This window comes from Bradyrhizobium elkanii WSM2783 (assembly GCF_000472865.1).
In the GTDB taxonomy this organism is placed as follows: domain Bacteria; phylum Pseudomonadota; class Alphaproteobacteria; order Rhizobiales; family Xanthobacteraceae; genus Bradyrhizobium; species Bradyrhizobium elkanii_A.
The window spans coordinates 1-25,126 of sequence record NZ_AXAP01000093.1 but is presented as its reverse complement, the minus strand read 5'-3'; the positions used below and the strand labels follow the sequence as shown (position 1 = coordinate 25,126).

Below are 25,126 nucleotides of genomic sequence, written 5' to 3'. Positions count from 1 at the left end.
ATAATGAGATTCGCGCGAAGAGGCTCATGCGGCTAGGCAGGCTCAATATCCGGTGGTCGAGAAACCTGCTTTCCACCTGCATCCTGATTTTTGTTGTTGCAGGCGCACCGTTTCCGTTCGGCTCCACCAACGATCTCTCCATTGCCTTTTGGTGCCTTTGCCTCGGTCTGGCGCTGGCGCTCGCCTCCACCCGCGCGCTGCGAAGCGAGCATGCACGGATCATCGCCGGTATCGGGGTGATCATTGCGGGATACGCATTCGTGCTGCACGAGCAGCTTTCGGATCAGCCCTGGCTTGCGCCGTTTCACCCGATCTGGAAACAGGCCTCCGACCTGCTCGGCACGCCGATTGCGCCATCCGCCTCCATCGTCAAGAACGAAGCCTTCTTTGCGCTCGGCGCGCCGCTCGCGAACGTCCTGGCGCTGCTGCTTGGTCTGATCATCGGAGCGGAGCGTGAGCGGGCGCGGCTTATCCTGTGGGTGATCGCAGCCTCGGGCGCTACTTACGCGCTCTACGGCGTGTTGTCGTTCCTGATCGAGCCAACCATGATCCTTTGGCGCGACAAGACGGCCTATCTCGGCAGCGTCACCGGGACCTTCATCAACCGCAACACTGCGGCCGCTTATTTCGGGTCCTGTGCGGTGATCTGGATGCTGCTGATCCTCGAGAAGATCCGGCGGCGGATGCCGGAGCGGCGCCTGATCTGGGCGCGCCTTTCAAGAGACCTGGCCGACATCCCGCCACGCGAGATCATCCCGCAGGCGCTGGCGCTTCTGATCTGCCTGATGGCGATGTTCATGACGACCTCGCGCGCCGGCGTCGGCCTGTCGCTGCTAGCGATAATCGTAGCGTTCACCGTATTCTTGCGGAAGGATCTGCCAGCGCGCACCGGCATATGGATCTCGCTCGGCTCCGGTATCGTCGTCGCGCTGGGCCTGTTGCAATTGCTCGGCGGGCGGGTCTCCAGCCGGTTCGACTCGCAGGGGCTGGTGGACGAGGGGCGGGTGGAGGCGTGGAAGTCAACGCTGCGCATCATCGCCGACAACCCCTGGTTCGGGACCGGGATGGGCACTTTTCAATGGGCCTTCCCGCCGTATCGCAGCCCGAACATCTCGATTCGCGGCGTCTGGGATGCCGCGCATTCGACGCCGCTCGAGCTTGCCTCAGAGGTTGGCATTCCGCTCGCGCTGCTGGTGGCAACCGGCTGGATCGTCATGTTCGTCGTTCTTGCCAAGGGCGTCTTCGGACGGCGGCGGGACGTCATCATTCCGCTCGCGGCAGCAGCCACCGCCTGCCTTTCGCTGTTGCATTCGATGCTCGACTTTACTTTGCAAGTCCCCGGCTACAGCATTCCGTTCTTCGCGCTTTTTGGCGCTGGGCTGGCGCAATCGTTTCGCTCCGGTGAGGCCGGAAGCAAGGCGGGCGAGACGCAGGACAGCAGGGCCGATATGGCCGGGCAGCCGGAGCCGCGGAAGATTGCTGGCCGCGCTCGCGCATTTCATAAAACTGTCTATTTTTGAAGCGCTTGCCGCTTAACGAAGTTTTTAGAATGGGTGGACAGCGGGAACCGGTTCCGCTACGTTGCACCGCGCATAGCGATATTCTCGCGCTCAGGGGCGGCTGATTTCAGGAGGAATTATATGAGCGTTGTTAAGTTTGCGCTGCGGGTGGCCGCGGCGGCGGCAATCGTCGCGACCATTTCATCGGCAGCCAGCGCGGCCGTTTATCCGCCGCGGCAGCAGCTTTCGGCGCAGATCATTTCGGAATTCAAGGGCTCGCCCACGAGCCTGTTGCAGCAGCATCCGCAAGCCGGCGCGGCGATGATTTCGCGAGTACGCGACCTCGCGGCGTCCGATCCCACGACGCTTCCGGTGCTGATCGGGCTCCTGAAGGATTCGGCGACCAGCAAGGATCAGGTCAAGGCCATCGTGGCGGGTCTGGCGCAGGTGGCGCGGCTTGCTGCGCGGAACGATCAGGCCTTCGCCGACGAGATCCAGCGGGCGATCGCCGGCACCAACAACCAGGACGTGATCGCCGCCTATCAGGCTGCGACCGGCGACGTCGCGATCGCTGCGGCTGGCGGCGGTGGTGGTGGTGCAGGCGGCGGTGGCACCGGCGCCGGCGGGCCGACCGGTAATTTCGGTGCCGCGTTCGGCGGCAACAATGGCGGCGGTGGAACGTTCGGCGGATTGCATTATGCGAACTCCGGCTCGAACTTCGGCGGCGGCTCGGTCGGCAGCACGAGCAGCAGCGTCAGCCCGCGCCGCTGAGCGCGTTCAGCTCAGTCGACGCATTTCAATCGGCTTTCGAGAGCGGCGCCAGTGCGCCGCTCTTCCGTATTTGGACGGGGTGTCAACCGCGCGTCATGGTCGCGCGCGAGCGCCGTTAAGCTTCACGCGAAATCTCGTGTGTGGAGTGCGACTGCACCGCATCAATTAAGTTCATCCCGGTCTTGCGCCGTGCTATTCTGCCGCACGGCATCGCGCTTTGGGGCACGGTATTTCCCTCGCTCGCGCGGGCCGCGGGGCGATCCAAGATTAAAAAATCCAGATCCGTTATCCCTCGATACTTGAACGCTGGTTGATTTCAGGAATTGCAGATGCTGCAGGTGAATAAGCCGACCTCGGAAATCAACCGCGAATATGTCGAAGTCGAGAGCTCCCCATCGCAGACGCTGACCTCCTATCTGGAGGTGATCAGGCGGCAGTTTCCGACCATGGTGGCGATCGTCTCGGCGTGCCTGATCCTCGCGCTGCTCTACCTGTTCACCGCCGCGCCGCAATTCACCTCGACTGCCTCGATGGTGATCGACACCCGCAAGGTGCAGCTGTTCCAGCAGCAATCCGTGCTCGGCGACATCGCGGTGGATTCGGCGACCGTGGAAACCCAGGTCGAGATCCTGAAATCCGAGAACATCAGCCTGGCGGTGATCCGCGACCTGCATCTGATCGACGATCCCGAATTCACCGGCGGCGGCGGCGGCCTCCTGGGCACCGTGATCGGCGGGATCGGCAGCCTGTTCTCGAGCGGCAGCGCGCCGTCCGAATTCGAGCAGACGCGCAAGGCGCTGGAGCGGTTCGAGAAGAACCGCACCATCAAGCGGCTCGGCCTGACCTATGTGATGGAGATCGGCTTCACCTCGCTCGATCCGCAGAAGGCGGCCAAGATCGCCAATGCGATCGCGGACGCCTATATCGTCGACCAGCTCGAGGCGAAGTACCAGGCGACCCGGCGCGCCAGCGTCTGGCTGCAGGACCGCATCAAGGAGTTGCGCACGCAGACCTCGGCCGCGCAGCGCGCCGTGGTCGATTTCAAGACCGCCAACAATATCGTCGATACCGGCGGGCGGCTGATGAACGAGCAGCAGCTCGCCGAGGTCAACAGCCAGCTGATCCTGGCGCATGCGGCGACCGCGGAAGCCAAGGCGCGGCTCGACCGTATGAACGACATGCTCAAGCAGGATATTCCGGACGCCAACGTCGCCGATGCCCTGAAGAACGACACCATCGTCAAGCTCCGCGCGCAATATGTCGACATGGCCTCTAAGGAATCGATCTGGTCGACCAAATATGGCAGCGAGCATCTTGCCGCGGTCAACCTGCGCAACCAGATGGCCGAGATCAAGAAGAACATCCAGGACGAGCTCAAGCGCATCCAGGAATCCTACAAGAGCGACTACGACATCGCCGTGACGCGCGAGGAGGCGATCAAGACCAGCCTCGCCAATGTCGTCTCCGAATCCCAGCTCACCAACCAGGCGCAGATCCAGCTCCGCGAGCTCGAGAGCAACGCGCAGTCCTATCAGGCGATGTATGACAATTTCCTGCAGCGCTACATGGAATCGGTGCAGCAGCAATCCTTCCCGATCACCGAGGCGCGTGTGATCAGCGCGGCGACGGCGCCCTTGAAGAAGAGCTATCCGAAGACGCTGATCATCCTCGCCGCCGCGCTGATGGGCGGCTTGATGCTGAGCTTCGGCGCGGCGATGGCGCGCGAGCTCACCGACAAGGTGTTCCGCACCACCTCGCAGGTGGAGGAGGTGCTGGGGACGAACTGCATCGCGATCCTGCCCTCGCTGGCGCCGCCGGCTGGCCTGCCGTCGAAGCTCCCGGACGGCCTGCAGTCGAGGCTCCCCGCCGGCCTGCAGTCGAAGCTAGCCGGCACGCTCGCAAAGCCGAACAACAACCCGGAGCCGGACCTGCTCCGCTATGTCGTGGAGAATCCGCTGTCGCGATTCGCCGAGGCCGTCCGAACGCTGAAAGTTGCGGTCGATCTCAATTCGATCGTGCGCGAGAACCGCGTGCTGGCGGTGACCTCGACGCTGCCGAACGAAGGCAAGAGCACGCTCTCGACCAACCTCGCGCAATTGATGGCGCATAGCGGCGCGCGCGTGCTCCTGGTCGATTGCGACCTGCGCAACCCCTCGCTGTCGCGCGCGCTGGTGCCATCTGCGCAAGCCGGCCTCGTCGACGTCGTCGCCCAGAAGGTGCAGCTCGAGGACGTGCTGACGGTCGATCCCGTCACCAGGCTCGCGATCCTGCCCGCCGGCACGACCTCAAAACTCCTGCACACCAACGAGATCCTCGCCTCCAAGCCGATGCACGCGCTGATCACCCTGCTGCGCTCGAAATTCGACTACGTGGTCCTCGACATGCCGCCTATGGCGCCCGTGGTCGACGTCCGCGTGACGTCGTCGTTCGTGGATTCCTATGTGTTCGTGGTCGAGTGGGGCAGGACCAACGTCGACGTCGTCAGCCACAATTTGCGCGGCTCGCCGGAAATCCAGAACAAGCTGCTCGGCGTAGTGCTGAACAAGGCGGATACGAAGGCGTTGGCGCGGTATGAATCCTATCACGGCCGCTATTACTACCAGAAATACTACGCCCGTTACGGGTATGTCGAATAATCGTTGGCTAGAGACGCGGGCCTTGCTGCGCGGAATGGTGCCGCTGCTCGGGCTTGCAGGCGTGCTCTGGGTCGTGATTGCGCTGCCGCCATTCTGGTCCGAGGTACCGGCCCGTGATATGTCGGCGCGGATCCTTGCGGATGACCGCTTCAAGCCAAATGCGCTTAGGGATGCTTTGGTACGGATCGAGGGGCAGCCAAGACCATTGCTTCTGCATTCCGAGCTTGTGCGGTCAGAGGCTCTTGTTCGGCTTCGCTCGGCCGAAGACGTGATGATGCAAAAACGCCCGGAGGATGCCGACCGCGAAGTGGCAAGTGCGGTGGAGAAGGTCCGGTCCTCCCTTTCGTTGAACCCTTCTGATTCCTTTCTGTGGCTGACACTGTATGCGGTGGAAATAGCCCACAACGGGGTCGCCGCGACGAGCATTACCTATCTTGAACAGTCTTACGCTGTGGGCCCCGTTGAGGGGTGGGTAGCCCTTCGGCGCAATCGGCTGGCTCTTGCAATTTTTTCAATGCTTCCCGCGGCCACTCGGGAAGCTGTCGTTACCGAGTTTGCGCGGTTGGTGGACTCACAATTCATCGAAGACGCAGCGACGAACTTGGTGGGCGTCGGTTGGGCACAAAAGGAACGTTTACTTGTCGCCCTCGAAGGAGTGGACATAAATGCACGACGCATCTTAGCGAAACGGCTCTCGATGAAAGGCGTCAAGGTTGACGTGCCAGGTATTGAAACAGACGAGAGGCCTTGGTGGTGATAGCGATAATTTGCCGATCACAAAAAGCGAACTCTTACGCAATAGCTAGCCTTCTGTTTGTATTGCTGACGCCATCGGCGCGCTGCCAGACGAGTCCAGCCTCAAACACTCCAAGACTTACAATGCAGGGGGCCGCCGAGCAATCTAGCTCACCTGTTGTTCGCGACGCACTTGGTCGCCCCTGTCTCGATACGGAGGCTGCGGCACGAGCTCACGTTATAAATCCCACGATGCTCGACCACGTTGTCAGCATGAAGAACAACTGCTCGAAACGTATCGGCGTGAAGGTCTGCTACTACGGCTCCGATCGATGCATCGATAGCATGGTGCCAGCATATAAGCGCGTCGACCTGATTCTTGGTTCCATGAATCAAGTCAGCGTCTTTAGGTACAGCATTTTCCAGAAGGAGAAATAGTGCGTGTTAGGCCTGATCCTGCTTGATTTCACAATCAAAGAGCACGATACGTGAATGCCGAAAGTGCTGCTAGTTTCCGGTTTTACTGAAACCGAAATAAATTCCTTCCGTGAAATCCAATATTCCAGAGTACTCGCCGAGCGAGGGTGGGATGTGGAGATCAGAACGTCAACTGAATCGTACATATGGAAATACAACAGGTCGAAGCTAAAAAGTACGTTTCCTAGTCGGAACGATGATGAACTGAAAAGCAAATACGGAATCACGATTTCCCGGTCGAAGCCGCTGCTCCGGTTATCTGATTTTGTTCTTTTGCCGATCTCTATGGCAGCCATTCGTTCGGCCGATGTGGTTCACGTCATCGAATTTCGCCAAGGCCTATCGGTGGTCTATGCAGCCCTCGCGAAGCTATTCGGTAAGCCCGTCATTTACGATCATGAGCAAAGGGGAGATCGGCACTACACATGGTTGCATACCCTCGATAGCTTTTTCCGCAGAGTGTTGATTTGCATTGGCTCGATTTTTCCCGATGTGGTTAGGCACACCGTAATCGCTAACCGGGATCATTTCATTCGAAACTCTTGGTCACGCAAAGGCAAGCTGATGTTTGCGCCGCTTGCTGCGGATGAGCGGGTCTTTTTTTTCTCGAACGAACTTCGAGCCGCATCTCGCGCAAGACTGGGACTAGCATTGGATGATAAGGTTGTCGTGATATCCGGGAAAATTGACGCGGTTAAGCGAACCGAAGAGGCTGCTAGAGCGGTTCGCGACGCTGGCTACAAGCTCATCTTGGTCGGTCGAATGAGCGACGACGTGCGAAAAATGTTCTCTTCGTACGGCACGGAATCGGTGATCCAACTTCCCCATTCGCCTCCAGCCGAAGTTAACGCTCTCTACAACGCTGCCGATGCCGCTCTCTTTACTACATTTTCAATATCGTACTGGGAGGCGTTATCGACGGGATTGCAAGTAATCGTTCCGAGAACGCAGTTCAGTGAGATGGCATTGCCAGATAATCAGGCAATTCTATTCGGCAGTGAGGAAATGTTTCTCGTACCAGAGGAGCAGTACAAGCCGGAGACCGACGTATATGATTTGGTGAAACAGGCGCTCCATCATCGGCCACTCCAACTTCAGAGCCGAACTACGAATGGATCATTTCTGTGGCCTGCGCGCGCGGAAGAACTGCTCAAGCTGTACCAAAGTCTCTGTGCAAATGCCCGAACCTAGAGTGGCTCAGGTCCACATGCTTGTTCACAGGCTTCGGACGGACGCGCGTCTGGTTGCGATTGGTCAAAGCGTAGCCCGCCAAGGATTTTCCGGGCTCGCAGGAATGGCGACAAACATTCTTATCGCGAGTTCAGTAGCCGCAACAAGTTTTGCGATCTTCAGTGCAGCTATAGTTGCCATCCAAATCATTTCAGCTTGGGTGGCCTTCATCCTTTATCCGCTTATCTACAGCGAGCTCAGTAAGGATGCATCACACTTCCGCCCGCTTTGCCGTCGTCTAGCTGCGCCGCTACTGGCGGTAACAATATTTTCCGGAATTCTAGCGCTGGCTACAGTCGCTCGATCGGAAGAAATAGAAAGTTGGCAAGTGTTCGCAGTGGGCAGTGGTCTCGCGGCCTCCGCCGTTCTTCCAGCATTCGCGCTCGGTCTGCAAAACTATAGGATGTTTAATACGCTGGAGCTTGTGCCAAGCGTTCTCGGGCTTGCGTTGATTGCGCTGATTCGTCCTACTTCGGCCGGCGATCTCATTGTCATTGCATCGGTCGGGTATCTTCTAAAGTCGGCGGTCTACATCTTGTGGTTGTTGGTGACTTATAATTCGTTTGCCGTTCACAGAGATGTTGATTGGAAGGCCGCGGTCAGGAATGGAGCGGCCGTAGGGCTCTCAGGTGCGGCGCAAAGCGCTGCTTTCCGGGCTATTCTCCTCTCCGCATCTTTCACGGTGCCAGCTTCGTATTTCGTCTTAGTTGCGGTGGCATGGCAGTTCGCTGAAAAGGTGTTAGTGGTTCCGCAAGCTGTAAATGCAATCATGTTCGGTCAGTTTAAACGAAGCGGAACTATTAAAGGAAGCTGGAAGATACTCGCACTAGGATCTGCCGGAAGCCTCGCGGTGATTCTTGTCACGCTGGCCGCTCTTATGTTCTTTCGTGAAACGTTTGCTGGATCTTACGATCATATCGCCGGATGGTTTATTCTTGTGTCGCTGTTATTCGTTGCTCAAGGCGTTCGAATAATGCTGCAAAACTGTCTGAACGCTCTTGGGAAATCCAGAATAATTCTATGGGACGCAGTTGCGATGCTGGCAGCAAATGGCACAATTCTGCTTGTATTCGGCGTTGTTTCGGCCAGCTCAGTCTGGTCGCTGCCACTCTACTATTTCCTTCTGCTCGCATCGCTATTCGTCACAATGCGGCAGTACCTCAGCCTCGGAGCTCGATAGTGCCAACTTCTTCGCGGGAGCAGTTGCTAGTAGTGATTAGCGAAGCTGAGTGGGTTGGTGGTCATGAAGTGATGGGGATCGCCGCGATTAAGGGCCTTCTTGCGCGTGGCTGGCGTATTCATGTTCTTTGTTCAATGCGCAATGAACGGTTTATTGAGATGCTGCGCACCCTTCGGCATTCGTCAATGAGTGTTGAACCTCTTGCGATTAGATCATCGCGTTTGAAAAGTGTGCTTCCCTTCTTCTTCCTTAGGGAGTTCCGTTTGGTTTGGCGCTCCATGACTCATCAGCGCGATTGCGCTGCTGTATTATTGCTGCAGGGACGAATCGAAGTTGGGGTTGTCCCTGCAATCGCCGCCAAATTGCTCAAAATGAAGTTGATTGGGTATGTGCCGTTTGCCCATTCGGCCAAGCTTGTTTCTGGACGTTCTCTTTCCGGTCAGATCCGTGACCTCATAAATCGCGCCTACTATCGAACAATAGGTTCGTTCATCACCTGTTATGAGGGTGCAAAAGCCGACATAAAAAAATGGGCCCCAGCGGCTCAGGTTGAAGTCGTCCACAATTTCGTGCGGGACCAAAGCCAACCGGCAGATGATAGGAGTAGATTTCGGCTCGATCACGGCCTTAACGTGAGTGGGTTCGTTGTGGCGATGATAGGTCGGATAGAGTTTCGTCAGAAGGGCCACGACTTCGTTATCGAAAATTTCGACGCTATCTTTGCCGGTATTACCGATCCGTATCTTTGTATAGTAGGAGAAGGGCCCGATGTGGCGCGTCTCGAGGGCATGATCAAGATACGTAAGCTCGAAGCCCGAGTTCGCATCATAGATTGGACGCCGTCCGTCGATGTCGTTCTGTCGTCCATAGATTGCTTATTGCTTCCGTCCCGCTTCGAGGGGGTCCCGCTGGTGATGCTCGAAGCCTTAGCATTAAATACGCCCGTTGTTGCATCTCGGAAGGATGGAATGATCGATTATCTTCCGAATGAATGGCTTTTCGAGGTCGATGATGTTGTTGAATGCAACGACTGTCTTAAGCGGCTGAGTAAGAAATCGTACCATGACCCAACTGACTTGAAACGAGTTCCGTACTCTCAACATGCTTTCGAGGAAAACTTTGCAACTGCATTCAATCGGCTGGCGATATCACCGCAACGTTAAGTTGACTGAAGCGAGATATCATCTTTCGATCGCTTGAATGGATTGAACGTACGCCAGCGCGCATTCAGGAAGACCCTCATGGGCCTCTCAATGAAAGTGTAGCTTATCGCTGCGCAACAAAGAGCGGCGCATATCAGGATAGCTGGGATGAACGAATTCAATTGGGCCAATTTGGCTACGCCGGCGTAGAAGGGCTCCTGCCAAAGATAGATCGAATATGAGAGCACACCAAACCAAACGAATACACGCGAAGCGAGAAACTGTCGCACTAGTCTGGGTGAGTAGTCGATTGTGTTTACCGCTATCGCCAGCATGATTGTGCCTGCAGTGTAGTTTATGTAACCAGAGAGGAAATTCGAAAACGAGAGAATGCCAGCGATCGCGGCCAAGATCGCAGCGTATGCGGGGATCCGTCCAAATTGAGGAAGAAGAAGATAGATCGATGCCGAAATCAATATTGAAGCGGCTCGTACGTCGGTTCTCCAGTAGACTTGGTAGTCCGCGAGACCAAGCGCCCAAGAATTGAAAATGCCGTTGACCATACAGACTGCTGCCAAAGCTACTGTAACTTGCAGCGCTATCTTTCGATCTCTTTTTGAACAAAATGCAACGAGAGCTAGCAGGACGTAACTATGTTCCTCCACTGCTAGCGACCAAGTATGTGTGTAAATCGATCCTCGCGTGAAAATTGCTTCAACGTAGTTTGTGCAGAATGTTACGGCGGCTGTGGCATCCACTAAATCGGCAAGAGGTCGCTTAGTACCCAAGAGTGTCACACTATATAAAGCCGGAAGAAAAGTAGCGGCCACAAAAACGAGCAACGCTGGATAAATGCGTGCGATGCGACGACGGAAAAACACGCCCAATGGAACGTTCTGAACGAAAAGTATGTGGCTCATCAGCCGGCCACTCAGAACGAAGAATAGTTCGACGCCCAGATGTCCCCAATTCACATACGGGACTGGAAGAAAATGGCCAATCAGGACCGAGATTATGGCTAAACCGCGCCACCCATCGAGATGCTCGATTCTCTGACTCTGAGCAGCCTTCGTGACACCTAGTTCTGGCGCCGCGGGACTCATAGGTGGCGGCCGTTTCGAGGAAGCGGCGGCCGGATCGCGTCGAGAAAATGAGCGGCGGACGCGCGCCAGGAGAATCGTTCTCTCGACTTGAGGTATGCTCGATCCCGAAGGCCGAGCAAGCTATCATCAGAAATTGAGTGCGCTAGGAAATCAGCTAATACATTCGAGGTTGATGCCTCAATGTAATCGTCCTGTGGCGTCAGGTTCAGCCCATACATACAATCGGAAAGGGCATACATCGGTAAACCCAAGAAGATGTAATCAAGAGCCTTAAGCTTGAACCCGCCGCCGACGCTGTCGATCAGTAGACCTGCCCTGCAATTGTTAGTGGCCTCGGCCAAGCTCCCAACTTTTCCAGTAATGTCCAATTGGGGATATTTCTGACGCAGATGGCGTCGAAATGGCTCCTCCATATTGCCGATGATCTTCAATGTGACGTTTCCTTGCTGCAGCGTTCTGTAGCCTTCGTCCAGAAACTGAACAAGGTTTGCGCGTTTTGTGCTCCATAGGAACGATCCAATAATACACGCTGTGCGTGTTTTTGGAAGCGGGCGGAGTTGAGACGGAATATTGTGGTAGCCCGGTGTTATCAAAACTCTCGCTTTTGTGGGATAGCTGCTCGCGTAACAATGTAAGTCATGTTCGGTTATCGCCGTGATTAGGTGGGCGCTTAGGCATAGGTTTCTCTCAAGTATAGCTGTTTTGAAGCTATCTACGGACCGTACAAGTTTCGAGATCAGATTGCCGGCTTCGGCGGCCGCGATGTTTGCTCGAAGTGCGGATTCGAAGTTATGAGAAAAATAGACTAGGCTCGCTTGTGGGGCAGTCTCAATGAGAATCTTGTAAGTCCAAGCCATTGCGAGAGAATCGACCACTATTACATCAGGAGCAAGTTCCCGACAAATCCGAACGGCGTGTTGCGCGAAATGGTTCTGGTTGTATCGGTGTGTATTGTTTGGAAAGCGAGATAGTAAACTCGATAATTCCGAATTTGGGTAAGGGGGCACTTGTCGAGTATTGATACCAGGCAAGAGGGAGCGACAATCTTGTACGTCGGTTGCGCCATAGCACAGGAGCGTGAGATCGCACAGCGGCGCTAACGCAGTCACGATTCCATGGGTATAGATGTGTTCGCCACCGTTTTCCGGGACCGGCGTCTGTTTAGCTATCCACAAGACTTTCAAAGCGAATTCCGGGTTGGCTGTTATCAAGCGATCGCACTGTCAGTTGCGACTCAGTAGCGTGTAAGATCGTTCCGATTTGTCCAATTTAGGGGCCGTCGCAAAGCTATTGGTCGAAGTGTAACCTCTAGTGCGAAAGAGCATTAGAGCCAGCATAGCGGACTGAAATGGCGACGAAGGCAAGCCGAGAGTGAAGAGATTAAGCGTACACAGCATTAGCTGAACACGCGTGGGACGAAATCTCCAGATCGGCCAGAGAAGCGCTGCGGAATAGGCTAATAGGCCGTACAACCCGAGTTCAATGAACACGTTGAAGGGTAGGATCGCGGTGCCAATCTTCCCAGACAACGTTTGATTAATTGCCGAAGCACCCAACCCAAAGATGAACGAATTTTCGGAAACCTTCTCGATCACCGGAAGAGGACTGAACAGCCGGGTCGAGCCCGAACTTGAGCTTCCCGGATCGTATATCTTTGAGAGTACGTTGTTAGCTGAGTTCGAGAAATCGTCGAGCGATTCTCTTTGTTCCAGTGCTAGAGCAACTACAGCAAGAGAGCCGACAAAGAACAAGGCCCAAATGAAACGGCGGACTATAGTAGTTGATTTATTGGTGCGTGAGCCCCCGAGCCAACTAGGTCCAGCAACCCCGGCAAACAAAAGGAGCAGGCCTACCACCCCAGTGGATGATTGAGACAAAACAATAGCCAGTACCGTAGCAAGAACGGGAATGGGAGATAACCCGCCGAGCGACCAGTTGGCCGTCAAGAGCGAGATAGTGGCCAAACAGAACCACGAAGGCTCGCTGAATAATCCAGACGTTCGGGGGTCATTGGTAACCGCAATCTCGGTAACACCATCAGCAGACCAGAGGCGAACAAGGCCAAGCGCTTTGAAAGAGGCTATGCCAAAATAATCGAGAAAGAATGTGACGCTGAGAACCCAAAGGGCGAGTGTGATTGCCTTACTGAATGTCGCCCGATGCCTTTCGATGAGTTTAGGCAGTGCAAACAAGGTGAAGAAAAACAAGGAAGATCCGACCGCGAACTTTATGACTCCGAGTTCAGCTAAGCGGGATTCAATGGAGATTAGTATGAAGGTAGTTGACATAAAGACGGCTGCCACACATGGCATCACGAGCCTATGCCCCTCGCCGAGAGCCAGCATGAGCAAGCCAAGGTAGCTGGCGGCGACCAACGAAAGCGGGATTTGGCTGACGTAAACGCTCTGCATTAGCGCACACAAAACGTATGCAGCAAATAGCAGGACGTGCGCCGTCTTTGTGCCCGCCTTATTGGCTCCGTCGCACCTCACGGGTAGATCATGTTGGATCTGGCGCATCGTAGCGGTATCTTTGGATCGAGATATAGAGTGCTATGTCTGTGCACAGTAACGACTTGTCAAACTGCGGCCCTACGGCGAAATTTAGAGTTAAGGCCAGGCCGTCCTGCGTGTTTTTTGATTCCGAGAAGGCGAGAGGTCGAAAATTGGGGATGTTATTCCCGACTAGATAATGGTCTGCGGGGGTCGATAAGCTTAGCTTTGCTCCGAAAAGTGTAGGGATAGAAATGGTCCCCAAATCCACGGTGGGAGCGCTGACGTCCGACGCCCATTGCGCGGAGTGAGCGAACAAAACGGAAGTTATGAGGTTCAATCCGACGCCGGCCCATCCGGAAAAGGCAGACTTAGGTATAGTCCAAAACATCTGCTTGTCTGAGCTACTCCGAATGCGTTCCTGACTGAGCACAAACCGCTTTATCTCCATGTCGCGAGTTGTTTGAAATCGCGTGAAGGTAGGGAATATTCCTGCCCTCCAAACGTCAAGTCCTGCTTGGTCTCTGCCACCCGCTAGCCTCAACGTTTCCTGCGCGGAACGATTGTCGCAATGTCGGTATGTGCGTTTCAGAATTGATGATGGATTGACCCGTACTGAACCTTCGAGCAGGTAGGAACAAGTATCATAGGTATTAGCTGGACCAGTTATGTCATAGGAATGACGTTTATCTACCGTCAGGAATTCGCAGTTGAAGAAGTATGCGCCCGTCGAACCGCGATGATCCTCATCAGAATTGCCAACAAATTCCAGAGATGGCGAGCTGAAGAACGCATATGGCGCAATCGAACTCACGAAATGAGCGTTGATAGCGCCGCCCCAATCAGAGCCATTTGGATCGTATTGACACTGTCGAACTGAAGAGTCATTCAAACCGGAGGCATGCACTACGCCGCCAGATGCAGCAAAGTTCATAAGTCCCTCTAGACGCACGTGGTGATAGTTGCCCCCAGTGTTGAAGGCGCGGCCATTGTGTGGCCATGCCCCTACTGTCCCGAGATGCCCGCCTCCATAGACTCGGTTGATGTCGACCTGTTGGGCACCTGTGAGCATCACAGTGTAACCAGGACAGAACGTGGATCGAATTCTCTCGATACGGATACCGGTGGGCTGACTGGCCTTCCAGACGCTCGCGAAGCAGTTGCCTCGAATATGCAGAGTGCCGCGCTGTATGTTCGTTCCGCGTCTACCTATCAGCCGCGCTGTCTGGGTAGACAAAACTTCCGAAATTATAAAGATATCATCGAAATCTCGGTAAGCGTTGGCGCGAAAATCGTGAGTCCCTTGGCTAACTTCGGCCACAGCTACTATTGCAGATCCGACGGTTAGCGGTGAGGTGTGCTGTGCATCGTGAATGGTCAGTCTTAGCTCTGAACCGATTGTTTCAATGCTTCCTTCCACAACGAGCGCTCGTGCATAAATCAAACCGGTTCCTGGGAGTTTTGCACGACTCTGATATTCGATCGCAAAATCCGTCGCGGTGATTTGGCTTGAGCTCGCTAGAGGTGTGACTCCGGGGCCGTCCACCAGCAAAGTAGCGACAGACGGACGGCTGCTGACTCCATCAGTAGGCGTTCCAAAGATATGAAATGGACCGTTCGCGAGCTGAGCCGTAATTCGCGACGTTCCCGGCGGAAAAAATACAGCCCTGTTCAACGCTAAGACGCTTTTCCAAGCGTTAGTGTCGTCCGTTTCTCCGTCAAAGCGAGCGCCGGCCATGAGAGGCGTCACTGCAGGCTCGTCTATACTCCACCATCTGCCCGCGTTTTGAAACTTCATAGGATGGTGCGGCTCGGCACTACAACGCTGATACAACGCAAATGCCGGTCTGGACGAATCCTCAAATTTTTCAACGTAAACGCTCGTATCATCGTCCAGCTCTTGAGTGCGGGCGGACTGCAATGTAGGCGCGTGTACTATCTTCCCATTCTTACTAGCAGCGAATGCTGATGCGCTTTGAGCAACTGCTTCGGCGGTCATCCCGCCTGCGAGTGCCATCATTAACCTACGCTGGAAATCGATCCTCTCAGTCATAGGCTACCATTATAACGGAGTAGAACTTCATCGATTGGTGGCGTCAAAGCTTGATGCGTCAGATTTGCGTCAGTATGCTTCGCCGCGACCTAACCCGAGCGCAAGTGTTGCGGTTTTCAACAAAATGAAGACGTCCAGGCCGACGCTCCAATTATTAATATACCACAGATCACACTCCACCCGCTTCTGCATCAGCTTCACCGTCCTCGTCTCGCCGCGATAGCCATTCACCTGGGCCCAGCCGGTGATGCCGGGCTTCACGGGGTGACGGAAGGCGTGATTGCTACTTTGCATGGGGTTGTTTTCGACATTTTGATTGGACGGTCGCGAAAGCGCCCGGTGCGGACCTAGTCCCATCCCGCTTTAGCTCGTTAGTAGGCTGTCGGCCGTGCAAGAGTAACCATTAGCGTCCCCAGCAGGATCCGCAGATCCAACCACACCGTCCAATTATTGATGTACCACAGATCATACTCCACCCGCTTCTGCATCAGCTCCACCGTCCTCGTCTCGCCCCGATAGCCGTTCACCTGGGCCCATCCCGTAATGCCCGGTTTTACGTGGTGCCGAAACGCGTAGTTGCCGATGATCTGCTCGTATTCGGAGTTGTGGGCGGCGGCGTGGGGGCGGGGGCCGACCAGCGACATGTCGCCCTTCAGCACGTTGAAGAGCTGCGGCAGCTCGTCGATCGAGGTCCTCCGCAGCCATTTGCCGATCGGCGTCACGCGCGGGTCGTTCTTGCTCGCCTGGCGGATCGTCGGGCCGTCCTCCAGCACGCGCATGGTGCGGAATTTAAAGATGCGGAACGCCCGGCCGCCGAAGCCGTTGCGGGTCTGGCGGAAGAACACCGGCCCACGCGAGGTGCATTTGATCAGGAGCGCGGTGAACAGCATGATCGGCGCGAACACGATCAAGGCGAACGAGGCGCCGATAAGGTCGAGCGCGCGCTTGACCGCGCGCTCCTTCCAGCTCAAGGGCGCCCGGCGCAGCTCCGCCGTCCAGGCGCTGCCGCTGTGCACCTGCGGGTATTTCAGGAAGCGCGAGACGTTGGCGTCGGGCACCAGGTGCACCGGGATCGGCAGGATCTTCAGCCCGTCCAACAGGCTGTCGATCGCGTGCTGGCGGCTCCAGTTCATCAGCAGGAACACATGCTCGATCCGCTCTTCGCGCGCGTAGGCGACGAGTTCGTCGAAGCGCGGGCCGATCGAGGACATCAGAAGCGGCGAGGCGAGCTCGCTGGTGTGGATCTCGAACACGCGCATCAGCCGATAGCCGTGCTGGCACAATTCCAGCATCGCCGCCGAGGTCGCCTGCAGCCCCTGCTCGGCGATCACGACCACGCGGCTGTTGGCGAACGCGCCCTCGCGCAGCGCCCGCCGTATCCAGCGCGCCGCCACCATCTTCCAGAGTGACAGCGCGATCAGCCCGACCAGGTAGAACGAGATCGTCGTGCCGCGGGAAAACTCCTCGCTCACCTTCATCGTGAAGGCGATCGCCAGCAGCGCGGCAAATACGCCGGTCCAGGTCGTCAGCGTGATCCGAAGCTGCCGCGGCAGGTCGGTGATCGCCGTCAGCTCATAGCCCTTCTGCACCGTGACGAGCAGCCCGAAATTGATCGCCACCATCAGGCTGGCAGCGGCGTAGATGTCGGTCTTGCCGAGCGTCGATTGCATGAAAAGGTGATATGCTACCGTGCAGCCGACGCCGCAGACGAAGATCAACAGCCCATCCGCCAGCGTCACCAGCCATTCCACCAGCGCTGGCCGCAGCCAGCTCCGCCCGGACCATTCCGGGAGCTGGCCGTTAATTTGTGCAGGCTGGAGAGGTGGGCCCCCCGTGGGTAAGGAGGCCGGACGCGTCGCCAATATCGTCATAAAAAAGTATCCGCCAGCCAAAACAAAATTGATGAAAATACTTGCTCAGCCGGGCCTCAGCGTATCAATCCAAACGTGAACGAAAACAAGGGATACCGAACGGTAACCTTACTCAATATGCTGGCATTGTATCCCATTTGCATCTCACCCCTGCGCGCGTTGCGAAAATCTCGCGGAGTCTCCCATTGAGCAGGACGTCCAGGCGCCCGCGCAAGGCCGCGCGACGCAGATATCGCCGGGCCTGGCTGGCGGTCGCCGCGCTCGTCATCCTCAGTGTCGCCTATCTGGCGTTCAAGCGCGACGACATTGCTCCTGCGCGCACCACAACGCCTGCGCGCAACGAGACAACGATCTTCCTCGACGGCCGTTTCGGTGCGCGCTTCGCCGGCGAGATGCTTGCCAAGCAGCAGGGATTGTTCGCCCAGGATGGTCATACGATCACGGTCGCGGAGAAAGCCACCGCGGATTTTGTCGAGATGGTCGCACGCGAGCATGCCATCGGTGTGACAACCGGGCAGAAGTTCCTGCTGGCGGCCTGGCGCGGCGTGCCCGTCACGGCATTCGCCGCCAGCTTCCTCGACACCTCCGTCGCGATCCTCACCCTCGAGAGCTCCGGGCTGCGGCGTCCCGCCGACCTCATCGGCAAGCGGGTCGGTGTCCTCAGGGGAGGCGAGGGCGAGGTGATTTTCGACGCCATGATGGCGCAGCTCGGCCTGCCGCGCAGCCAGATCACCAAGGTCGCTGACCGCGACAATCTGCAGGCTCTGCGCGCAGGCGAGGTCGATGCTGTCATCACCGACATCGGCGCGCGGCCGGTGCCCTCCGACGCCGCCATGCCCCGCCTCAACATCATCAGGCCGCAGGAATATGCCATCCACGTGCCGGGCCAGGTCTATTTTGCCAGCTCCGATCTCGTCCACGATCGCCCCTCCATCGTCGGCCAGGCCCTGCGAGCCATCATCCGCGGCTGGCAGCTCGCCTATGGTGACTATGCACGCAGCGTGCCGCTGATCGTGGGATTCGATCCCGCCCGCCTGCGGGCGGAGCGCGTGACCTTCGACCTTCAGCAGCAGCGCGATCTCGTCTCGCCGACAGGGATGCGAATCGCGGAATATGACGAAAGCCGCTGGCGAACGCTGCGTGACATTTTGATGTTCGCAAAGCTGGGAGAGGAGACGGTGCCGCTGTCGCAAGCGGTAAATTACGGCTTCGTCCGTGACGTCTACCGCCGTTCGCCCGATCTCGAAGGCCCGGGGGCGTGGCCCGGCAACCCCTGAGCACCGCGACCGATGCCGATAAACCACAGCCGCGCGTAGATCGTCGTGGTCAAGTTGCGCTCTGTTTCTGGCATTGATAAACTCAGCGCCATTGGGGCTTTATTTCCACAATTTCTCGCTTCCCTGTCACTGCCAGCAACGGCGGGGCTTTGGGATGCACTGTTGGGGCTAGGGGGTTTTCATGCTCAAGACATTCGCAGGGGCTATTGGGTTGACGTTCGGCGTTGCCGTGATGGCAAGTTCGGCCACGGCCGCCGTTCAGATGCCGGCAACGGCCGCCATGCTTCGAGCAGACAATGCCGTGCAGGCCGTTACCTTCTGGGGGCAACCTTATCCTTACGGCTACGTGCCGTGGCGTCGTTGTCCACGCGTCCGCGTTGAAACGCCGTACGGATGGTATTGGGATCGTGTCTGCGTTGCTCCCGGCACAACAGTCCTTCGGCGCGCCTACTAAATCACCGCACGAAGCTGCTTCACCGGCGCGATAGCTAAATCGCTGCTGCCTTCTTGCGCCGTGTGTTGCCACAAGTTTGTGCGGCTCTCTGCATTCACCATGAACTATGGTGAGGTTGGGCGTGGGGCTGTCTAATGGTGAAGCTTGTGTTAGCAAGTTCGCGCGCTTGGGGCTGCAAGCGCGCAGCGTGTGTTGGGCTTTTTTTGAAATGAGTTTTGATTGTCTGTTTTTCCGCGCGGGGCACGCGGAAGGGGGCGCATGATGGCGCCCTTTCACTACGATCTTGCAGATAAACGAATCTTTGTCGCAGGACACCGAGGTATGGTCGGCTCAGCGATCGTACGTCGGCTCTCAACCGAGAATTGCACGGTCCTGACAGCGGACCGAAGCGCGCTCGATCTTGCCAAGGAAGAGACGACGCTTCGCTGGTTCGAGGCAAACCGGCCTGATGTCGTGGTGCATGCCGCCGCGAAAGTCGGCGGCATCGGCGCCAACAACAATTTCCCGGTCGACTTTCTCTGCGACAACCTCTCGGTCGAATTGAACGTGGTGCGTGCCAGTCACGCGATCGGGGTTCAGCGCCTGTTGTTTTTGGGGTCGTCCTGCATCTATCCCAAGCACGCAACGCAGCCGATCAGCGAGGACCAACTGCTGGCGGGCCCGCTCGAGCCGACCAATGAGTGGTACGCGATCGCCAAGATCGCCGGTCTGAAGATGTGCCAAGCCTATCGCCGTCAATACGGCGATGATTTCATCTCGGCCATGCCGACCAATCTCTATGGCAAGGGCGACAATTATCATCCGGATCACAGCCACGTTCCGGCGGCGCTGATCCGCCGCTTTCATGAAGCCAAGCTCGCGGGAGCGCCGACGGTTACCGTGTGGGGCACCGGCACGCCGCTCCGCGAATTCCTCAACGTCGATGATCTGGCGGATGCCTGCGCCTTCCTTCTGAAGCGATATTCGCAGGACATGCCGATCAATGTCGGCAGCGGGGACGAACTCTCGATCGCGGATTTCGCCGCTCTGGTCGCCGAGGTCGTCGGCTATCAGGGCAAATTCGTCTTCGACGTCAGCAAGCCCAACGGCACCCCGCGCAAGCTGCTTGATAGCTCGCGTATCCGCGAACTCGGTTGGCGCCCGCAGATTTCGATGCGTGCCGGCCTCGCCGCGGCCTACGCCGATTTTCTCCGCGGATACGGCCGCAATCTCGCGCTTAGTCCCAGTGCGTCAAACTGAACGGAGTGCAGTATCTCGCCTAAAAACTAAGAAACTTAACATCTTTGATTTGGTCTGCATTTAATGCGCATACTTCTGGTGGGCATCAACTACGCGCCCGATCTTGTCGGTGTCGCGAAATACAACACTGAGCTCTGCGAAAGTCTCGTGGCCGAAGGCCACGACGTCCGAGTGATCACCGCACCGCCGTATTATCCGGCGTGGCGAATTCCGCGGGGCTTCAGATCCTGGTACTTCCGGTCGAGAAAGCTGAATGGCGTGCAGGTGATCCGTACGCCAATCTACGTGCCCGCCCGTCCGTCAGGGGCCAAGCGGCTCGTTCACCATGCGTCGTTTGCGATGGCGAGTGCGATCCCTCTGGTGCGGACGGCGCTCTCGTGGCGACCCGACATCATGCTTTCGGTAGCGCCGTCGCTGACATCAGCGGCCCTCGTCGCCGCCGCCGCACGCCTGACCGGGGCGAAATCCTGGCTTCATGTGCAGGACTTTGAGGTGGACGCGGCCTTTGATCTCGGTCTTTTGCAGAACCAAAGGCTCCGTCGGCTGATGCTGCGCGCGGAAGCGAGAATCCTGAAATCCTTCGACCGCGTCTCCACAATCTCACCGCAGATGTTGCGACGTCTCAAAGAGAAGGGAATTCCGCAGGAGAAGGTGAGGGAGGTCCGAAACTGGATCGACACCGGCGCAATCACTCCGGGTCCCGCAACGGTCAATTTCCGAACTGAGCTCAAGATTGGAGAAGACGACGTCGTCGCCCTCTACTCGGGAACGATGTCGAATAAGCAGGGGCTCGACCTCGTCGTGGAGGCGGCTTCTGCCCTCGAGGAAAGTCACCACAACGTTCATTTCATTCTCGCCGGAGAGGGGCCTCACAAGCCGAGGCTCCTGGAGATGTCACAGGGGCGCGGCAACATCCATTTCCTTGGCGTGCAGCCCAACGATCGTTTTGCCGCGTTGATGGCGACCGCGGATATTCACCTGATTCCGCAGCGAGCGGAGGCGGCAGATCTGGTGCTGCCTTCCAAGCTCGGAGCCATCTTCTCCTCCGGGCGGCCGGTCATCGCTATGGCTGGATCGGGTACCGGGCTGGCCGATGAAGTGGAGGGCGCCGGTTTGGTCGTCCCGCCGGGCGATGCGAATGCGCTGGCCGAGGCTGTCCGAGCGCTCGGCGAAGATGAGCCGCTTCGAAATGTTCTGGGCAAGCAGGGCAGGACGCGCGCGCTCGAACGTTGGAACAGGGAACGCATCATCCATCAGTGGCTGAGGGAGATGCTATCCATTGATGATGACAGTGCCAGGCCGCAGAGCAGCGGTGGGACACAGCTCCAGCCGGAAGCGCTGTTGCTTCCGGTCAAGGAGTAGGTGCGCCTGACCGGCAAATAAGCTGGTCAAACGCTCGAGCGGTTGGATAACCAATGCGCTCGAGCAATCGCCGCAAGCGGTCCGCGTCTGGCGCCTTTTTTCCTATTCGTGCCGCGCGTAGTAGCGGAAGCCGTGCTGCTTGATCAGTTCGTCCCGCTTGGCCGATTCAAGATCTTCCTGCATCATTTCCTTGACCAGCGCCTCGAACGAGGTCTTCGGCTCCCAGCCGAGCTTGTGCTTTGCCTTGGAGGGATCGCCGAGCAGGGTCGCGACTTCCGACGGCCGGAAATAGCGGGGGTCCACCGAAACGATGCATTTGCCGGTCGCCTCGTCATAGCCTTTCTCGTGAACCCCGCTGCCTTCCCATCGGACCTTGATTCCGATCTCGGCCGCGGCGTGGTTGACGAAATCCCTCACTGAATACTGCTTGCCGGTGGCGATCACGAAGTCATCCGGCTTGTCCTGCTGCAGCATCATCCACTGCATCTCGACATAGTCGCGCGCGTGACCCCAGTCGCGTAGCGCGTCCATGTTGCCGAGGTAGAGGCGGTCCTGCAGCCCGAGATGGATCCGCGCCAGCGCCCGCGTGATCTTGCGCGTCACGAATGTCTCGCCGCGGACCGGGGACTCGTGATTGAACAGGATGCCGTTGCAGGCGTACATTCCATACGCTTCACGGTAGTTGACCGTGATCCAGTACGCATAGAGCTTGGCGACGGCGTAGGGCGAGCGAGGGTAAAAGGGCGTCGTCTCCTTCTGCGGGATTTCCTGCACAAGCCCGTACAATTCCGAAGTCGAGGCCTGGTAGAAGCGTGTCTTGTTCTCCAGGCCGACAATGCGGATGGCCTCGAGCAGGCGCAGCGTGCCCAGCGCGTCGGAATTTGCGGTGTATTCGGGTTCCTCGAATGAAACGGCGACATGGCTCTGCGCTGCGAGATTGTAGATCTCGTCCGGCTGGACCTGGCCGACGATACGGACCAGACTGGAAGAGTCCGTGAGGTCGCCATAATGCAAACGGAATGGCGGATTGGCCTCGTGGGGATCGAGATAAATGTGGTCAATTCGATCGGTGTTGAAAAGCGAAGCCCGGCGCTTGATGCCGTGGACCTCGTATCCTTTTTCCAGGAGGAGTTCCGCCAGATAGGCACCATCCTGACCGGTAACGCCAGTAATTAAAGCACGCTTTTTCGTCATAAAGCCCCCAAAACGAGATTTCTGCGCCGTTACATAACGCAATAATTCTGCCAGAATAGAAGTTTCCGGCGGATCATGTCGTACGATCGACCAACAGGATTAACCGCGAAACGTGTCCTTTGATAAAAGGTGCCACGTGGTGCAAAGCGCTGCCCGAAAGGGCGGCGCTGCGCGCAATGAGAATCGATGCCCATTCTTGATCGAGGCCTGCGCGTGAGGCGGGATATCGCAGTCGATAGCGGCGCCTTCACTCGTGACGATCAGCAATATCCATTGGGGTTATTGCTCTGCCAGCGCCAATGATCTGCGCACATGGTCTCGAGCGATCTGGCCGCTTTCCATCCCATCAGTTGGGACGCGGTTTCCGTGGCGGCGTAGTAGGCATCGATGTCACCCGCCCGACGCGGCTTGATGTCATATGGGACGGGCCGGCCACTCGCTTTTTCGAAAGCGCGAACGACTTCGAGCACGCTGCTGCCGGTACCGGTTCCGAGATTTACCGAGAAGCATTTCGGACTGTCCAATGCCTTCAGTGCGGACAGGTGTCCGAGCGCGAGATCCATGACATGGATGTAGTCGCGAACGCCTGTTCCATCAGGCGTGTGGTAGTCGGCGCCCCATATGTTCAATCGCTCGCGTCGTCCGATTGCAACCTGAGCCACGAAGGGGACCAGATTGTTGGGGACGCCGCGGGGATCCTCGCCGATCAATCCGCTCTCGTGCGCCCCGACTGGATTGAAGTAGCGCAATATGGCGATCCCCCAGCTCGAGTCGCTGACATATTGGTCGCGGAGCATGTCCTCGATGATGAGCTTGGTCCGCCCATAGGGGTTCACGGGATTGAGGGGATGGTCTTCGGTATAGGGCAGAAATTTCGGGGTGCCGTAGACAGTGGCCGATGAGCTGAACACGATGTTCTTGACGCCCGACCGTTGCATCGCGCGCAGCAGCCGGTGAGATCCGATAACGTTCTGATCGTAATATTCGAGCGGCTGCGCAACGGAATCCTGAACGGATTTCAGACCGGCAAGATGCATGACGGCCGTGCAGTTGTATTGCGTCAGCACCTGCTCGATCGCGCGTTCGTCGCGAATGTCGCCTTCAACGCCAATCAGCGCTTTGCCGCAAATCTGCTGGACGCGCTGCAGGGCAATCGGACTGCTGTTGGAGAAATTGTCGAATACGACGACATCTTCGCCCGCGGCCAACAAGGCCACGCAAGCATGCGAGCCGATATAGCCGGCCCCGCCGGTCACAAGGATCATCGTCATTCTCCGCTAGATTGGGTTCTCAAGGAGCGTTGGCGCAAAGAGTCTCTACAATCTAGAGCTGTTGAAAGCAAAGGTGCGATGCGAGGGGTAGACAGCGGGATAGAGGCCGGCATGTCAAGATCGATCGGAAAGAATTTCGCTCGGTCATCAAGGACGTTGCCGGGCGCCTTCCCGATGGATGGCGGCCGACTGCGGAGCGGCCGCGTAAGTCGTCACTCCACTGTCATCGCCCGCGAAGGCGGACGATCCAGTATTCCAGAGACACTCGTCTTCGAGTGAGACGCCGCGGAGTACTGGATGCCCGCATGCGCGAGGCATGATGACGGTGGGCATGGCGAACAGCTCAATCAGATCTTCTGATTGTACTCGCCGACCTCCGGATGCGTGCGCAGCACGCTATCCACGGTCTCGAACATGTCGCGCATGCGCTGCTCGCTGACCGGGCTTTCGACCACCACCACCAGTTCCGGCTTGTTGGAGGAGGCGCGCACCAGGCCCCAGCTGCCGTCCTCCACCGTGACGCGCACGCCGTTGACGGTGACGAGATCGCGGATCGCCTGGCCGCCGATCTTGGCGCCCTGCTGTTGCAGGCCCTCGAAGTGCTTCACCACGGCGTCGACCACGCCGTATTTGGCCTCATCGGCGCAATGCGGCGACATCGTCGGCGACGACCAGGTCTTGGGCAGCGCGTCCTTCAGGTCGGCCATCGACTTGCCGGGCGCGCGGTCGAGCATCTCGCAGATCGCGATCGCCGAGACCAGGCCGTCGTCATAGCCGCGGCCGAACGGTTTGTTGAAGAAGAAGTGGCCGGATTTCTCGAAGCCGGCGAGCGCGCCAAGCTCGTTGGTGCGGCGCTTCATGTAGGAATGGCCGGTCTTCCAATACGCGGTCTTGGCGCCTTGCTGCTGCAGCACCGGATCGGTGATGAACAGNCCGGTCGANTTCACGTCGACCACGAANTGCGCGTCCTTGTGGATCGCCGACATGTCGCGCGCCAGCATCACGCCGACCTTGTCGGCGAAGATCTCCTCGCCGGTGTTGTCGACCACGCCGCAGCGGTCGCCGTCGCCATCGAAGCCGAGGCCGACATCGGCCTTGTGCTGCAAGACCGCGTCGCGGATCGCGTGCAGCATCTCCATG

The 25,126-nt window shown here is 57.5% G+C and carries 17 protein-coding genes and 2 pseudogenes; 10 read left to right on the top strand and 9 right to left on the bottom strand.

Going from position 1 to position 25,126, the window contains the following annotated elements; genetic code table 11:
* The first annotated feature begins 26 nt into the window (after positions 1–26).
* From YY7_RS54630 to YY7_RS0141875, 7 genes are all read left to right on the top strand, one after another.
* On the top strand, positions 27–1,520 hold the full coding sequence (locus YY7_RS54630) for an O-antigen ligase family protein (RefSeq protein WP_080664088.1): 1,494 nt from the start codon (positions 27–29) through the stop codon (positions 1,518–1,520).
* Positions 1,521–1,640: 120 nt separating this feature from the next.
* The gene (locus tag YY7_RS62300) at positions 1,641–2,270 is read left to right on the top strand and encodes a hypothetical protein (protein WP_028168370.1); all 630 of its coding nucleotides are present in this window, start codon (positions 1,641–1,643) and stop codon (positions 2,268–2,270) included.
* Positions 2,271–2,599: 329 nt separating this feature from the next.
* On the top strand, positions 2,600–4,906 hold the full coding sequence (locus tag YY7_RS0141900) for a polysaccharide biosynthesis tyrosine autokinase (RefSeq protein ID WP_028168369.1): 2,307 nt from the start codon (positions 2,600–2,602) through the stop codon (positions 4,904–4,906).
* Positions 4,907–4,928: 22 nt separating this feature from the next.
* Positions 4,929–5,663, top strand: a complete 735-nt coding sequence (locus YY7_RS0141895) for a hypothetical protein (RefSeq protein ID WP_155255550.1) — start codon at positions 4,929–4,931, stop codon at positions 5,661–5,663.
* 470 nt (positions 5,664–6,133) lie between these two features.
* Positions 6,134–7,309, top strand: coding sequence for a glycosyltransferase (locus YY7_RS0141885; protein ID WP_028168366.1), 1,176 nt, complete (start codon positions 6,134–6,136; stop codon positions 7,307–7,309).
* 103 nt (positions 7,310–7,412) lie between these two features.
* Complete coding sequence (locus tag YY7_RS62295; protein ID WP_028168365.1) at positions 7,413–8,528, top strand: hypothetical protein; 1,116 nt, start codon at positions 7,413–7,415, stop codon at positions 8,526–8,528.
* Positions 8,528–9,691 carry a glycosyltransferase gene (locus YY7_RS0141875; RefSeq protein WP_196237415.1) on the top strand — a complete coding sequence of 388 codons (1,164 nt, stop codon included), beginning with the start codon at positions 8,528–8,530 and terminating at the stop codon, positions 9,689–9,691. The genes YY7_RS62295 and YY7_RS0141875 overlap by 1 nt, the downstream gene beginning before the upstream one ends.
* Here YY7_RS0141875 and YY7_RS54625 read toward each other — a convergent pair.
* From YY7_RS54625 to YY7_RS0141845, 6 genes and pseudogenes are all read right to left on the bottom strand, one after another.
* On the bottom strand, positions 9,688–10,773 hold the full coding sequence (locus tag YY7_RS54625) for an acyltransferase family protein (protein WP_051397213.1): 1,086 nt from the start codon (positions 10,771–10,773) through the stop codon (positions 9,688–9,690). The genes YY7_RS0141875 and YY7_RS54625 overlap by 4 nt on opposite strands.
* On the bottom strand, positions 10,770–11,204 hold the full coding sequence (locus tag YY7_RS61180; RefSeq protein ID WP_155255548.1) for a glycosyltransferase: 435 nt from the start codon (positions 11,202–11,204) through the stop codon (positions 10,770–10,772). Before YY7_RS61180 ends, YY7_RS54625 begins: the two co-directional genes overlap by 4 nt.
* Before the next feature lie 792 nt (positions 11,205–11,996).
* Entirely contained in the window at positions 11,997–13,184 is a 1,188-nt protein-coding gene (locus tag YY7_RS0141860; protein ID WP_155255547.1) for a hypothetical protein, read from the bottom strand.
* An 88-nt stretch (positions 13,185–13,272) separates the two neighbouring features.
* Entirely contained in the window at positions 13,273–15,285 is a 2,013-nt protein-coding gene (locus YY7_RS61175) for a hypothetical protein (RefSeq protein WP_196237414.1), read from the bottom strand.
* Positions 15,286–15,387: 102 nt separating this feature from the next.
* A pseudogene (locus YY7_RS0141850) lies at positions 15,388–15,675 on the bottom strand (sugar transferase); the annotation flags it as partial.
* 14 nt (positions 15,676–15,689) lie between these two features.
* Entirely contained in the window at positions 15,690–17,057 is a 1,368-nt protein-coding gene (locus YY7_RS0141845) for an undecaprenyl-phosphate glucose phosphotransferase (RefSeq protein ID WP_028168359.1), read from the bottom strand.
* Between the two features lie 317 nt (positions 17,058–17,374).
* Here YY7_RS0141845 and YY7_RS0141840 point away from each other — a divergent pair, with 317 nt between their 5' ends.
* From YY7_RS0141840 to YY7_RS0141830, 3 genes are all read left to right on the top strand, one after another.
* The gene (locus YY7_RS0141840) at positions 17,375–18,466 is read left to right on the top strand and encodes an ABC transporter substrate-binding protein (protein WP_028168358.1); all 1,092 of its coding nucleotides are present in this window, start codon (positions 17,375–17,377) and stop codon (positions 18,464–18,466) included.
* 715 nt (positions 18,467–19,181) lie between these two features.
* A complete protein-coding gene (locus tag YY7_RS0141835) occupies positions 19,182–20,159 on the top strand; it encodes a GDP-L-fucose synthase family protein (RefSeq protein WP_155255551.1) in 978 nt (325 codons plus the stop codon).
* A 63-nt stretch (positions 20,160–20,222) separates the two neighbouring features.
* Positions 20,223–21,521: a WcaI family glycosyltransferase gene (locus YY7_RS0141830; protein ID WP_028168356.1), complete on the top strand. Its 1,299-nt coding sequence runs from the start codon at positions 20,223–20,225 to the stop codon at positions 21,519–21,521.
* Positions 21,522–21,623: 102 nt separating this feature from the next.
* Here the strand turns inward: YY7_RS0141830 and gmd are convergent, their stop codons facing one another.
* The 3 genes and pseudogenes from gmd to YY7_RS0141815 all read right to left on the bottom strand — a co-directional run.
* Positions 21,624–22,715, bottom strand: coding sequence for a GDP-mannose 4,6-dehydratase (gene gmd / locus YY7_RS0141825; protein WP_028168355.1), 1,092 nt, complete (start codon positions 22,713–22,715; stop codon positions 21,624–21,626).
* Between the two features lie 260 nt (positions 22,716–22,975).
* Positions 22,976–23,980 carry a UDP-glucose 4-epimerase GalE gene (galE, locus tag YY7_RS0141820; protein ID WP_028168354.1) on the bottom strand — a complete coding sequence of 335 codons (1,005 nt, stop codon included), beginning with the start codon at positions 23,978–23,980 and terminating at the stop codon, positions 22,976–22,978.
* A 353-nt stretch (positions 23,981–24,333) separates the two neighbouring features.
* A pseudogene (locus tag YY7_RS0141815) lies at positions 24,334–25,126 on the bottom strand (phosphomannomutase/phosphoglucomutase); the annotation flags it as partial.

Coding starts and splice junctions, on each gene's coding strand:
- YY7_RS62300 (WP_028168370.1), top strand. CDS start 1,641: ATGAGCGTTGTTAAGTTTGCGCTGCGGGTGGCCGCGGCGGCGGCAATC.
- YY7_RS62295 (WP_028168365.1), top strand. CDS start 7,413: ATGGCGACAAACATTCTTATCGCGAGTTCAGTAGCCGCAACAAGTTTT.
- YY7_RS61175 (WP_196237414.1), bottom strand. CDS start 15,285: ATGATGGCACTCGCAGGCGGGATGACCGCCGAAGCAGTTGCTCAAAGC.
- YY7_RS0141835 (WP_155255551.1), top strand. CDS start 19,182: ATGGCGCCCTTTCACTACGATCTTGCAGATAAACGAATCTTTGTCGCA.
- YY7_RS0141860 (WP_155255547.1), bottom strand. CDS start 13,184: ATGCAGAGCGTTTACGTCAGCCAAATCCCGCTTTCGTTGGTCGCCGCC.
- YY7_RS0141900 (WP_028168369.1), top strand. CDS start 2,600: ATGCTGCAGGTGAATAAGCCGACCTCGGAAATCAACCGCGAATATGTC.
- YY7_RS54630 (WP_080664088.1), top strand. CDS start 27: ATGCGGCTAGGCAGGCTCAATATCCGGTGGTCGAGAAACCTGCTTTCC.
- gmd (WP_028168355.1), bottom strand. CDS start 22,715: ATGACGAAAAAGCGTGCTTTAATTACTGGCGTTACCGGTCAGGATGGT.
- galE (WP_028168354.1), bottom strand. CDS start 23,980: ATGATCCTTGTGACCGGCGGGGCCGGCTATATCGGCTCGCATGCTTGC.
- YY7_RS0141885 (WP_028168366.1), top strand. CDS start 6,134: ATGCCGAAAGTGCTGCTAGTTTCCGGTTTTACTGAAACCGAAATAAAT.
- YY7_RS54625 (WP_051397213.1), bottom strand. CDS start 10,773: ATGAGTCCCGCGGCGCCAGAACTAGGTGTCACGAAGGCTGCTCAGAGT.
- YY7_RS0141830 (WP_028168356.1), top strand. CDS start 20,223: ATGCGCATACTTCTGGTGGGCATCAACTACGCGCCCGATCTTGTCGGT.